The sequence below is a fragment of the Chitinophaga filiformis genome (genome assembly GCF_900102545.1).
Lineage (GTDB): Bacteria > Bacteroidota > Bacteroidia > Chitinophagales > Chitinophagaceae > Chitinophaga > Chitinophaga filiformis.
In genome coordinates this window covers 117,360-130,411 of sequence record NZ_FNBN01000005.1, presented here as the reverse complement: position 1 = coordinate 130,411, position 13,052 = coordinate 117,360, and the positions used below count along the sequence as shown (strand labels likewise).

13 protein-coding genes are annotated in these 13,052 nt (G+C 45.3%); 5 read left to right on the top strand and 8 right to left on the bottom strand.

The annotated features are described in order from the left end of the window. Positions 1–825: a ThuA domain-containing protein gene (locus tag BLR32_RS20715; protein WP_089834771.1), complete on the bottom strand. Its 825-nt coding sequence runs from the start codon at positions 823–825 to the stop codon at positions 1–3. 86 nt (positions 826–911) lie between these two features. Between BLR32_RS20715 and BLR32_RS20710 the strand changes: the two genes are divergently transcribed. Beyond that, on the top strand, positions 912–2,252 hold the full coding sequence (locus tag BLR32_RS20710) for a serine hydrolase (protein ID WP_089834770.1): 1,341 nt from the start codon (positions 912–914) through the stop codon (positions 2,250–2,252). Between the two features lie 182 nt (positions 2,253–2,434). Here the strand turns inward: BLR32_RS20710 and BLR32_RS20705 are convergent, their stop codons facing one another. Then, positions 2,435–3,412 carry a 2-hydroxyacid dehydrogenase gene (locus tag BLR32_RS20705; protein WP_089834769.1) on the bottom strand — a complete coding sequence of 326 codons (978 nt, stop codon included), beginning with the start codon at positions 3,410–3,412 and terminating at the stop codon, positions 2,435–2,437. Between the two features lie 516 nt (positions 3,413–3,928). On the opposite strand from BLR32_RS20705, the gene BLR32_RS20700 reads away from it, so the two are divergent. Both BLR32_RS20700 and BLR32_RS20695 read left to right on the top strand, forming a co-directional pair. After that, a complete protein-coding gene (locus tag BLR32_RS20700; protein WP_089834768.1) occupies positions 3,929–4,630 on the top strand; it encodes a M949_RS01915 family surface polysaccharide biosynthesis protein in 702 nt (233 codons plus the stop codon). Positions 4,631–4,648: 18 nt separating this feature from the next. Next, on the top strand, positions 4,649–5,689 hold the full coding sequence (locus tag BLR32_RS20695; protein WP_089834767.1) for a S41 family peptidase: 1,041 nt from the start codon (positions 4,649–4,651) through the stop codon (positions 5,687–5,689). Between the two features lie 74 nt (positions 5,690–5,763). Here the strand turns inward: BLR32_RS20695 and BLR32_RS20690 are convergent, their stop codons facing one another. The 3 genes from BLR32_RS20690 to BLR32_RS20680 form a co-directional block, all read right to left on the bottom strand. Next, the gene (locus tag BLR32_RS20690; RefSeq protein ID WP_089834766.1) at positions 5,764–6,306 is read right to left on the bottom strand and encodes a YbhB/YbcL family Raf kinase inhibitor-like protein; all 543 of its coding nucleotides are present in this window, start codon (positions 6,304–6,306) and stop codon (positions 5,764–5,766) included. A gap of 72 nt (positions 6,307–6,378) precedes the next feature. Then, positions 6,379–7,266 (bottom strand): helix-turn-helix domain-containing protein, encoded by an 888-nt coding sequence (locus BLR32_RS20685; protein WP_089834765.1) that lies wholly within the window; start codon positions 7,264–7,266, stop codon positions 6,379–6,381. Positions 7,267–7,311: 45 nt separating this feature from the next. Further along, a complete protein-coding gene (locus tag BLR32_RS20680; RefSeq protein ID WP_089834764.1) occupies positions 7,312–7,986 on the bottom strand; it encodes a TIGR02117 family protein in 675 nt (224 codons plus the stop codon). A 110-nt stretch (positions 7,987–8,096) separates the two neighbouring features. Between BLR32_RS20680 and BLR32_RS20675 the strand changes: the two genes are divergently transcribed. Beyond that, a complete protein-coding gene (locus BLR32_RS20675; protein ID WP_176842370.1) occupies positions 8,097–8,768 on the top strand; it encodes a suppressor of fused domain protein in 672 nt (223 codons plus the stop codon). A 56-nt stretch (positions 8,769–8,824) separates the two neighbouring features. Here the strand turns inward: BLR32_RS20675 and BLR32_RS20670 are convergent, their stop codons facing one another. After that, positions 8,825–9,667, bottom strand: a complete 843-nt coding sequence (locus tag BLR32_RS20670) for a rhomboid family intramembrane serine protease (protein WP_089834762.1) — start codon at positions 9,665–9,667, stop codon at positions 8,825–8,827. Positions 9,668–9,813: 146 nt separating this feature from the next. Here BLR32_RS20670 and BLR32_RS20665 point away from each other — a divergent pair, with 146 nt between their 5' ends. After that, positions 9,814–10,347 (top strand): DinB family protein, encoded by a 534-nt coding sequence (locus tag BLR32_RS20665; RefSeq protein WP_089834761.1) that lies wholly within the window; start codon positions 9,814–9,816, stop codon positions 10,345–10,347. Here BLR32_RS20665 and BLR32_RS20660 read toward each other — a convergent pair. Together BLR32_RS20660 and BLR32_RS20655 are read right to left on the bottom strand one after the other, a co-directional pair. Continuing rightward, the gene (locus tag BLR32_RS20660; protein WP_245705480.1) at positions 10,321–11,574 is read right to left on the bottom strand and encodes an alkaline phosphatase family protein; all 1,254 of its coding nucleotides are present in this window, start codon (positions 11,572–11,574) and stop codon (positions 10,321–10,323) included. The two genes, BLR32_RS20665 and BLR32_RS20660, sit on opposite strands and share 27 nt — an antisense overlap. A 24-nt stretch (positions 11,575–11,598) precedes the next feature. Beyond that, positions 11,599–13,050, bottom strand: a complete 1,452-nt coding sequence (locus BLR32_RS20655) for a SusD/RagB family nutrient-binding outer membrane lipoprotein (protein ID WP_245705479.1) — start codon at positions 13,048–13,050, stop codon at positions 11,599–11,601. Positions 13,051–13,052: the final 2 nt, after the last annotated feature.

The following is a 13,052-nucleotide window of genomic DNA, read 5'->3' as shown; positions in this document are numbered from 1 at the left end:
TCAGCGCCCTCCCAGCCACAGCAGTGCATTCAGTGTGAGCTGATCCTGTTCCTTGTTCCCAAAAGTGAGTGAAAGGTCTTTATTGGTATGATGCTCGTAGTCGATATCATTATGCCCCATATTCATATAGATCATCCTGTATTTTTTGTTTGTCCATACCACAGGATAGTAGCCGCTATGCCAGATCTCATGCTGTTTAGGACCCGTACCCAACGGGAAACTGCTTGAATCAATAGACAACAGGATGGTAATGTTTTTATTGGCGGTCAGGTCATTAGACCAGCGGTACCATTCATTGGGAGATGATTTGAAGGTGGTAGATATATGCTTCAAAGCAGGGTGCTCCGAATGTTCCACCCGCAGGATAGCAGAAGTAGGTCGCCAGGTATTACTGCCATAGGAACCTGATCCCAGGAATTCATTGTGATACCAGTCCCAGTTCTGCGGATAGTCTGAAGGTGTGAGCGCAAATGCAGAAAAGTGGAAACCCATCCAGGCGCCCCCCTTTTCCATATATTGCCGGAAGGCTTCCCGCTGTGCTGGTGTATCAGGTCTCGTATCGAGGAATAGCACTACCTGGTAACGGGACAGGAAAGCAGGGTTCATATTACTCCAGTCATTGGTGGAATCGTAAGTAAAGTTGTATTCTTTAGCCCTGGCGGCAAACCAGCGGTTGGCTTCATGTACGAAACTGATATGCGCCTGATCATGCAGGGCGGTATAAAAACCGATCACTTTAAAGGGCTTCCCTTTCTTCTGGGCATTTGCAGTGATAAAGGTCAGGCAACAAAGGCTTACCAATATGAGTAACCATATTCTTTTCATGAGACGTGGATTAATATAATTCCAAAATATAACTTTATCTTTAGGTACACAACATAGCCCTGCCGTCTTCAAACCTCACATTTGCCATGAAAAAGTTATTATGCCTCCTTTTCTTCCTCGGTGGCTTGCACTATACGCATGCCCAGGACACTACAATCGCAAAGCTGGACACCTTGCTCAGCACCTACAACAGGCTGTACAAATTCAATGGTACAGCATTGATAGCACAGCATGGCAGGATACTGCTGCATAAAGGTTACGGCATCCGTAATATAGCCGAGGGCACCCGCGATGATACAGGGACCATCTTCCAGCTGGGCTCTGTCACCAAACAATTCACGGCTGTTGTTATACTGAAACTGGAAGAAGAAAAGAAACTCAGCGTACAGGACAAAGTATCAAAATACTTCCCCGATTTTCCCAAGGGAGATAGCATTACTATACAGCATCTGCTGACGCATACTTCGGGTATTTACAACTATACCAATGACAGGACTTTCATGGAGAGCGAGGTCTTTAAACCTGCGAGTCGTGAGAAGCTCATGGCATTATTCAAAGACAAACCGCTTGATTTTTCTCCGGGCACCAAATGGAATTATTCCAACTCAGGTTACTGCCTGCTGGGATATATAGCCGAGAAAGCGGGCAACAAACCTTATGAACAGCTGGTAAGGGAATATATTTTTAATCCTCTGCACATGAACAATAGTGGCTTTGATTTCAAACGCCTTAACAACAAGGAGAAGTCCACCGGTTACTTTTTCATCAACCAGGACAGCAGTAAAGTAGCGCCAGGCGTAGACTCCTCCGTATCATTTTCTGCAGGCGCTATGTATAGTACTACCAGTGATCTGTACAAGTGGCATCAGGCGGCGCAACAGCATAAGATCCTATCCAAAGCAGACTGGGAAAGGGCTTATACGCCGGTCAAAAATAATTATGGCTATGGTATGATCATCGACTCTATAGCAGGGAAAAGAAGGATCAACCATGGTGGCGGCATCCATGGTTTTATTACTACGCTGATCAGGATCCCCGAAGATGACGTATGCATTATCCTGCTGGACAACGCCTCCGACAATACGATCGGCAGAATAGGCGAATCCATCCAGTCTATACTCTATAACAAACCTTATACACTTCCTAAAGTGCGGAATGCTATATCCGTTCCGGAAGTTAAGCTACAGCAATATACAGGAGAGTATGACATGAAGGGCTTTACGATCACTGTTGCTGTGAAAGATGGCATGCTGACAGGGCAACCCAGCGGACAGGGTCCCGCTACCTTATACGCGGAAAAAGAGGATTTCTTTTTCCTGAAAATTGCTGATGTACAGATTAAATTCACCCGTGACGAAAAGAATGAAGTGAACGGTATCATCCTCTATGAGAATGACAGAGAGAAAACCGGCACGAAGATAAAATAACAGAATGCCTGTCCGGAGCTTTTCAAATCAACATCCAAACCTGAAAAGCTCCGGATAAGCTCTAATACTATTGGCTTCACGTCTTTCCCCAATACTGATTATCTCCATCTTTCAATTGCACCATATAATGTCCCAGGAAAATGTGCCAATGATCGCATTTAAGCTATTACTCAGTTCACTGTTCACGTTAGATGTACATTTTCTACTACGGCATGCTCTAAAGGACGTCGTTGTAGCGCCAGGATCACATTTCTTGCGGCAATGCCTGCCATCTTACTGCGTGTATCCACAGTGGCAGAACCGATATGCGGCAGAATAGCCACGTTCGTCATGTTCAGCAAAGGATTATCTGCTGCCATCGGTTCGGGGTTTGTAACGTCCAGACCGGCTCCCCAGATAGTACCGTTTTCCAGTGCAGCGATCAGGTCTTCCTCATTATGCACACCTCCCCTGGCGGTGTTGATGAAGATAGAAGAAGGCTTCATTTTACTGAATGCAGCCTTATCAAAAAGCCCTTTCGTTTCTGGTGTTAGGGCGGTATGTACAGACACTACATCGCTCTGCTGCAATAGCTCATCAAAAGATACACGTACTGCCCCAAAAGCTTTCTCCGCTTCCTTATTTCTACCACGGTTATGGTAAATGATCTTCATGTCATATGCGCCCACACACCGCTTAGCCAGTTCAAAACCGATCTTGCCCAGGCCTACAATGCCTAATGTTCTGCCACCCAGTTCCAGTCCGAGATTGGCAGTAGGATCCCAGAAATTCCAGTTGCCACGTATAATTTCCTTATGCATGTGGAACGCTTTCCTGGAGGCAGCCAGCATCAGCAGGAAAGCAGTATCTGCTGTTGCACCGCTTAATACGCCGGGGGTATTTCCAACGGCGATGCCTAAGTCCTTTGCAGCCTCAGTATCAACGTTATCGTAACCGACAGACATGAGCGACACTATTTTCAGATGACGGCAGGACTCCAGGAAACGCCGGTCTACTTTTACAGGACCAGATACCAGCACCGCATCATACTGCTGCAGCACCTTAATCAGCTCTTCCTCCGGCTGGTGGTAGCTTTCCGTCCACACGGTAATGTCAAGACCGGCGTCTTTTAACAGCTTCAGCCCGGCTTCGGGAATATTCCTTGTTATATACACTTTCATATCACTATATGGTTTGCATTTACATTCGGTTAACAAAATACATAAATGCCGGATTTCAGGGATACTTTCGACAAACTTGTTCCGTAATTTTGTACCGCATAATAAAAGATCGCCTTTTCCCTCGCACCATTTGAGAACACAGGTCAATGGTTAAAGCGCTTTAAGTTTATTTGTTTATTTGTTTATTTTTAGTCTAGTCAGGAAAGCCTTTTAAGTATCACTTAAGAGGCTTTCCCATTAAAATAGTTTCTCCCCATATTTGTTTCCCGGTCTATAAACACACAGCCCTTTACAACGTCCCAACCTACTTAGATTTTCCCCAGGAATTCAACTTTAGTTATTTCAGTTCTTATTGTTTTGTTAAAGCGCTGAATTATGTGTCACCTACATTGTAATAATTAGTGAATAATGATAACTTGCACACGGTTCAATTGCCCGCCCATACAGCGTTAACAATTGATTTAAGATACTAACAATCTGTTTAAGATCGTAACAATTCATTTAAGATTCATCAGTATGAGGATACTCCTGGCAGCTATATTCATTATCGTATTGAGCGGAAAACAACTATATGCACAACAGGTTAAAACCAGGAGTGAGATACTGTCGCAAGCGCTTACCGCAACAGTATTTACAGATGATTATATTAAGCAGTATGGCCTCAAATATCCCATCAGGAGAGCGTACGCCTATGAAGACCAGTCTGGCGCTTATTATCTGGTTCTTTGTGAGAGCATAGACGACATAACAAAGGATGATACACTGCATCAGCGGATACAAGCCGTTAATCTGAAAAAAAGTGATAAGGACCTTGTCAAAACATGGGAACTGAATGACTTCATAAACAGTAATGACCAGAGCAGCGGACAGGAAACTTCCATCTGGTTCTGGACAAAGTTCTGTGAAGTGAAAGACCTTGACGGTGATGGTAATACTGATCCCCTGCTCGTTTATGGCAGCAGTAGTGATAACGGATATGATGACGGAAGGATCAAGATCATTCTCTACTATAAAGGACAAAAGATCGCTATCAGGCATCAGAACTCAACCATGGATGAAGGACGAAATATACAGATAGATGCTGCTTTTTATACACTGCCAAAATCAATACAGCAACACATCAGGCAATTGATGCAGACGCTGTCCGAAAAGGGTTTCGCGTTATACCCTCATGAGTATGAAAACGCCATGGCCCAGAAGAAACTAGTAATACATTAACACCCTGACAAACTTTGTATGAGACTAAACTACTATAAACCTGCTGCCCTGCTGGGCTTATTTTCCCTCCCTCTTTTCCTGTCTGCACAAACAACAACAAAAGAGGCTGCACCTGTAGTGAGTAAAGAGGCTACACATGAAATCATTGAAAAGATCAGTAACGGACTGGATCAAAGCTATCCCTTCCCCGATATTTCAAAGAAATATATCGCTGCTTTAAAAAGCCAGGAAGCGAAGAAAGCATACGAGAACCTGCCGGCTGACCAATTGGCGAAAAAGATCACTAAAGATCTGCGTGATGTACATAAAGACGTGCACCTGACTATATTCTACAACAAAGACTATTTCAACCAGATCACAAAGGAAAATACCAACACCAGTACGCCTGAAGATGAAAAACTTGAGCTGGAAAGGAAAAGACAAAATAACTATGGCTTTGATGCCGTAGAACTGGACAAAAAAACGTCTACCGCCTATATCAAAATATCCGGAGGTTTCCATGGAGACCAGGAAGCATTTGAAATGGCTGCTGCTGCGATGAACATGGCCGCTTATTCAAAGAACATCATTATCGATATCAGGGATAATGGCGGCGGTACCGGTATGATGGGACGTTTCCTGGCTGGTTATTTCTTCAACCCGGGAGATGAACGTTATTACCTGCACGGCTATCATAAAGACAGGACAAAAGATATCCAGGAATGGACATATCCTTTCGTACCTGGTAAAAGAATGGCAGACAGCAAATTGTATATACTGGTAAATAAACGCACCGCTTCTGCTACAGAAGGTTTCGCTTTTGCCATGCAGAAAATGCACAGAGCTACCGTTATTGGTGATACTACTGCCGGTGCAGGTATTGCAGGCTCTATGATACCGCTGAAAGAAAGCCTCATCGTATTCCTGCCGGTGAAAATGGTAGCAGCACCAGATTCAGACCAGGGCTGGGAAGGCATTGGCGTACTTCCTGACGTAGCTGTAAAAGGTGAAGACGCAAGAACTGAAGCAGAACGCATCATCAAAAAAGAACAGGAAGAAGTAGCTGCAAAGACCAAATAAACAACGATATATATCAAACGAAAGAAAGGGAGTGTACGCCATCGCTACACTCCCTTTTTTAATGTCATACCATATTATGGATGCTGTGAATAGGCAACAATAGAAGCCTTTGCCAGCAGGTTTAAATTGAGGAATACGCCCACATATGCAGCAGGTGCATTTTTGTCCAGCTCCAGCTTTGTTTTCAATGCAAACACAGTGATGAGATACTGGTGAGGTAATCCCGGAAGTGGTGCAGGACCGATATAACCCGGCATTCCTGCATCATTGATACCATTTACAGCCCCGGCAGGTAAAAGATGCTTGCTCAGATCTCCTGCGCCAGCTTTCAGTTCCTTTACGTCTGCAGGGATATTGTATACTACCCAGTGCCAGAATCCGCTTCCTGTCGGAGCATCCACATCATACATCACAACAGCAAAACTCTGTGTACCCGCCGGTGCATTCTCCCATGACAGCTGCGGAGAAACATTCTTCCCATGATATCCCATTTGATTCCATAACTGATCATTCACAAATTGTCCGCCGAGATCGTTGCTTTTCAGCGTGAACGTCTGTGCCATGGCAGCAGAACAACTGAGGATGACCACCGCGATCAGTGTGCTTATTCTTTTCATAGTGCCTTGTTTTAAAGTGATACAAAGCTACTATGCGGCGATGGGTGGGTATTAGGGCTAACAGGTCAAATACTACGGCTGAACAGTCAATTTCTGTTGCTGATATTCACTGGGGGTAATACCATATATCTGTTTAAAGGACTGTGTAAAACTGGAATGATTTTCATACCCTACTTTGTGATAGATCTCACTGGGCTTTTCTCCCCTTGCCAGCAGCATGGTGGCGGCCATCTCCATGCGTTTCTGCAGGAACCATTTTGTAGGACTTGTGCCATACACCTTGCTGAACTTCCGCTTATAGGTAGAGAGGCTCATATTACAGAGAAAAGCCAGCTCCTCTACCGTGACATTATTATAGAGGTTTGTTTCTGCCGATTTCCTGATGACAATATCTTCCTGCGTTTCCTGCATAGTAGCCCTCAGACGCAGTAGCTGCTGCGGATAACGGTCTGCCATGTACAGGAGCAGCTCTTCAAATTTCAGCTGCTTCATCTCCCGGGATAAAGGTTTTCCTCCTTCCAGCATTAGCGATAATGACGCTACAAAGTTGGTAAGGAATCCATCTTTATTAAAAAGAAGGAAAGGTTCACCTGCCGTATTATTTGCCTGCCTATCCGGACAAGCATGTGGGTATTTCAGAAAGAAACCACTTAATACATTCGGCTCAAAAGAAAGCAGAACGCTTTTATATATTCCCTCATCCGAGATATGCTTCTCACTCATAATGCAGTTGCCGGACGACAACAACAGGAATTGCGAATGATCTATCACCGCATGTTTCTCTGCATAGTATACATGCTTCTCCCCTTCCATCAGGAAACTGAACAGGTTATGCCTCAGCATGATCTTACTTTTCATCCGGTTCTCGGTGGATTGATAAGACAAGATATGGATATCATCCTCTCCGAAATCGTCAGAGAGCAGGAAATCTGGCATTGTATAGCTGTCTGGAATTGTCATAGTGCTGAACAAAGTTACACAAATACAGGATCAGGGTATATACATCTACCTGTACTGGTGGAAAATACCTTTATCGAAGGGCGTCCATAAGGCAGCCTTTTGTCCGCAGCTTTTCAAACCACTGTTTGCCCATGTATTGCAGGTATGAAACAGGCTGTAACTTCCTTTTGCCTCATAGAATGCATCTGTATTACCGTAGTTGGCATTGGTCACAATATGTATGATATTCCCTTCAGCATCTCTGTCAAAACTCTGCTGGACATAATCGATCAATCTTGCATATTGTGCACTGTCAACATTCAGCCGGATACAGTCATTGCTTTCCCTGATACCGCGGTAGTAAGTGGCATGGATGGCAGATGTGCTCAACCCTGTTGCCGCCTTAAAAGCGGTGCTGAATTTCAGGTCTGCCCAGGTAGGCGTTTCAAGGTAAAAGCCCTTGTCGCCCCAGCCAAAAGCGATCCATTGAGCAGTAGTGTCCCTGCCCCTGGTATTCTCAAAAAGCACCTCTTTACTCCAGTCTATCTGTTGGTTGCGTACGGGCATTACCAGGTCGGTATGTACACCATTGGTGAGGATATAAAGCGGGATATCCGCGCTGGCAGTTTCCTCCTTCGCCACGGAAATGCGGGATAATACATAAGCTGCTGACAGGTACAGGGCGACCAGTAATACGGGGGTTAAAACTGTCCACCCGATGATCTTCAATATCTTCTTCAAGTTGTTGGTGTTTACGGGGAGGGTTGTCGCTCTACCCGGTTTAAGAAATTATGAACACTTTGTTTCACAGGTACAAAGATATATATTACGGGATATTTAATATAAACACCATGGATACGTACGAAGAGCACTTTGAAAACTCCTGCAAGCTAAGGAATGAATTCTGGGAAGCCATCGGTGAACTGGAACCTGATGTTATTGCACATCTGATCAACCCTTCCTTTATGGGCGGCCCTGCCTGGCCTTCCATAAGACAGGCGTTTGCCACTATCCGGCAGCCGGAATATACTATTATCGCCAGCGATGGATTGAGTGATCCCTATGAGGATATGGAAAGCAACACCACCAATGCCGCTTATAATGGTTTTGGACTGGAAGTATATGTGAAGGCAGAAGAGATCACCGGCCGGGTAAATACTACCTGGGAATTTCAGCTGGTCTACCAGGCAGCACAACTGATCGCCAATCATGGCAATGTGGTAGGCCTGCTGGATGAAATGACCTATATCACTACTGAATTCTATAACGTGGATGTCCCTAAGGAATTTGTCAATGCTGAAGGAAGAGTAGGCGCTATACTGGGACTTCCTGATGAAAAAATACCCGGCACTGTACAACTTACGCTGGAACCGGTAAAAATGGTGAATGTGAAGTTACTGACGCTGGCGGAGCTGGACTATGTGATTGCACATGGAGAAGAAGGCCGTACGAAACTGGCGGAGCTGTTAATAGAACAAGGCGACGCCACCCTGTCCAGTTTAAACAGACCTTCCGTGATCTGATCTAAATAAACACTACGCAATCGGCTCCTGATGGAGCCGTATTGTTTGTAGCCGTTTCACACCGACTGCGAATACTTCTCCAAGGTATCCCGCTCTTTCTTCGTAAGACTTTTCATCCCCTTCTTATGGATCTTCTCCAGCAGGAAATCAATCTCCTGCTGCCGGTCCATTTTACCCAGGTTATAACGGTCGTCGATATCATAATCGCCGATATGGGTTTTGAAATACTGGTTGTCAACCAGCAGCATATGAGGGCGGGTGATGATCAGGTAAACGGCCAGGGCACCAGGGAGGAGAATGGACAATATAGTGGGATAATTTTCCGCAATGGCTTCCGGCACAATACATACCGCCACCAGCATGCCAATCAGCGCACCACCAAGATGCGCTTCATGCCCGATATTATCCCTTTTTGATCTGATACCATAAATAGAATAGAGCACATACAGCAGACCATAAATCCAGGCAGGAATGGAAAACGGCAGATAAAGGAACCCTATTCTCATACCCGGAAACAGGGCAATAGACGCGAAGATGATCCCGCAAACTGCACCAGAAGCGCCTACCGCACTATAGTCGCCATGATTGCGGTGTATCATCAACGACAACAGGTTGCCTCCTACCAGGCTGGCAAAATAAAGCGTCAGGAAACTGGATGGTCCCATCCGCAATTCCAGGCTGCTGCTGAACATGTAGAGCGCCACCATGTTGAATAACAGGTGCATCCAGCTGACGTGCAGGAAACCCGACGTGACCAGTCGCTTGTAGTCCTTGTACACAAGAATATTGTCCACTTCAAACGAATACCTGTCAAAAAAGGAATGATCTTTCAATCCTTTGTAAGACACAACAATGTTTACAACAATCAGTGCCAGGTTAATGAGACCAATGTATGCCATTCAATGCGGGTTTTAGAAAACTATAGGGAACGTCAGCTGAATATCTTGCTCACTGCAATATTGCGATTAATGCAAATATATCCAAATCTGCCGCCACGAATTCGCGCTTTACGGAAATTTATTTAATATTAGCAAAAATCGCACCCATGATATCCAAACCTCAACCTGGCGAATTTCTACCCTACCAGGGCGTCTACATCGACTGTGTAGGTAACGCCGAAGTCCCTGCTATCCTACAGGAACTGAAAGACAGCACGTATGCTTTCTTCACTTCTATTCCGGAAGAAAAAGCCAGTTACGCCTACGCTCCAGGCAAATGGACCATTAAAGAAACACTGGGGCACATGATTGATACAGAAAGAGTATTTGCCTACCGGCTGATGTGTTTTGCCCGGGGAGAGCAACAGGGGTTACCAGGCTTTGAACAGGACGATTACGTCCTGAATTCATATGCCAATGACCGCACCTTGCAGGACCTGGCAGATGAATTCAGGACTGTACGTGAATCGTCCGTTTACCTGTTACGTAATCTGAAGAAAGACCAGGAAGCCATTATCGGTAAGGCCAACAACAACCCTATTTCAGTGAGGGCGCTGGCCTATATGATCCCTGGTCATGAATTACATCACCTGAGGATATTGAAAGAGCGTTACTTACCTGGACTTGGCATCCAGATCTAACCACTCATTCACGGTATTGGTACTTGTTTCCAATACGATCTTATAAAAGCTGGATGGCAGTTTTGATACATCCAGCAACGCATGACGGTCCTGAACGGGTACTTCTGCCAGCAGATGGTACTCGTCAGTACCGCCCGTCTTGAACAGATTTGTCGTCGTTACCCAGATCTTCACCTTACCGGTATCCTGCAAAGCTACCCACTTCACATCGATATGGCCCTGTATGAAATTAGCGGAAGGCTTTACTATCGCTACCTTCCCGATCATAGGAATGCCATCCACTTCACGAGCCGTTTCCTGCGGGATATTCATATTCAGATAACGCGTAATAGTCGGCATGATATCCACAATTGCAGGCTCATAATAACGGGCATAATCATTCGCAGGCTTATAGCTGGTCGCCATCCAGGTGCTCCGCTGACGAGGGGACTGTCCACCGTGATTGCGGCCGGTCTTTTCATCACGGCCATGATCTGTAGTGATCACCAGCATCCAGTCTTCTGCAAAATGCTGCTGCCTGTAAGTGATCGCTTCCCAGAGGCGCCCCATCTGCTTGTCCATCATTTCCACAGCGGTGTAGAACTGCGGACTATCGCCATAACCATGTCCCATATCGTCTGTATACTCCAGGTACACCCATGTCAGGGAAGGCGCATCCTTCTTAATACCGGCACTTGCCTCATCGATCACCTTCTCGTCAATGCGATGCATGTATTCCGATTTCTTGTCATGCGGGAATTGAACCGTATCCAGTTCATAACCATCTGCATGCAGGTCTATCTTCACATTACCAGCTTCCGCCAATCCATCACCCGCCAGTTTGGTACGGTTATCCAGCCAGCTGGAATAGATAGCGGTCTTCTTTTGCGGGTACTGTGTTTTAAACAGCCGGAAAAGGTTATAATAATGATAGTTAGGCGCTTTGATATCGTTGTCAGGCACATTGTGTTTGTTCACCCATACGCCTGTCAGCAGGCTGTTATACCCCACCGCGGAGATGGTAGGCGTCTGGTTGTAGGTATCCTTGTCCCCACCCACATGCATGCGGGTATACCTGCCTGCAGCAACGATACGGTCAATATTGGGCGTGTTCAGTTTTTCCAGCACATCCGCCGGAATACCATCCGCAATAACAAATACTACTTTTTTCTCCCTTTGTTGCTGGGCCTGAAGGCCTCCTGCCAGCAAAAGGCTGAGACAGGAGGCAAGGTATATTTTCTTCATCATGAACATAAAAATATAAAATACGATTTATTCTGCTTTCAGTAGCCACATTACTCCGTTGATATTGTCATCACCAGCAAACTGACTGTTAATGGCAGCATCCACATTCGTCTGGTTAGTCTGTAATTCTGTTACAGGATACATCCAGCGCTTAGGTACTCTCTTGTTGTTCAGCACACCAGCACCTGATACATCAAATACCGGCAGACCTGTACGGCGCTGCTCAAAGAAGAAATGCCAGTCGCTGTTCATAAAGGAAGCGATATACTTCTGTGTCATGATCGCTGCCAGCTGATTCGTAGCAGGGAATGTGTTCAACGCCAGATAAGCATCAATGGAAGCCTGGTCTATACCATAGAACAGCATAGATGCCTGTATACCTTTCTTATAATAAGCAGCAGCATCTCCGTTGATCCAGCCACGCACCACCGCTTCTGCCAGGATGAACTGCAGCTCGCCATAACCGATAGCTATACTTGGTTCATTCACCGGATTATTGAAGTAACGGGATTTGATCTTGGATACTTCACCAGCCAGCACCTTATTACTGTTGTCATTTACAGGATCGCTGCCTTTTGCACCACCATAAGCACTGAAATCGTTATCAGGCAATGAAGCATACTTAGGCGCTTTCTCTGCAAAACGGAACAGACGAGGATCTTTCAGGCCTTTCAGCAGGTCTACAAAAGTAGCATCCAGGTAGTAAGCAGTCTGCAGGTCGTTGTCGTTGTATGTCGGATAACGGGTACCTAATACATCATAGAATACCAGCTGACCGTTATCAGCATTGCCCGTCATCAACGGATAAGTGTTCGGATCATTTACAATCTCTGCAAACCTTCCTTTCACATTCAATGTTGAATTGTTCTCTTTCAGAGATAAGCTCATCAGGATACGAAGCGACAGTGTATTGATCAGTCTTTTCCACTGTTGCATAGAACCGTTGTACAGGATATCGCCCTGCACTTCTGCAGTGGTATTGGTGATCAGTGCATTTGCTGCCTTCAGATCATTCAGTACAGAGATGTAGATATCCTGCTGTTTGTCATACACCGGAGCGATCGTATCCTGTTCTCCTTTTAATGCAGCAGCATAAGGAATATCACCAAATGTATTTGTCAGTTGCATGAAGTAATAGGCCTTGAAGAATTTCACCAGCGGAATATATTCCGGCTTCTGCATCCTGTTAGCCTCCTGCTCCATCTTCATTACCTGACGGAGATCTTTATAGGTATCAAAACTGGCTCTTGTCCAGCCGTAGTATTGTTCATTAGACACACTATTCACAAATACCATCTGACGGGTAGCCAATGTTGCGCCCAGCGTAGTGGACTGAAATGCCTTCTGGATCACCGTTGATAACAACAGATCCGGAGTAGCGTTTGTTGGCTTGTTTGGATCTGTCTGGAAATCATCAAACTTCTTACAGCCTGCTGCAATGATCAGCAGCAGTACCGCTATGCTATATATTTTTCTCATGG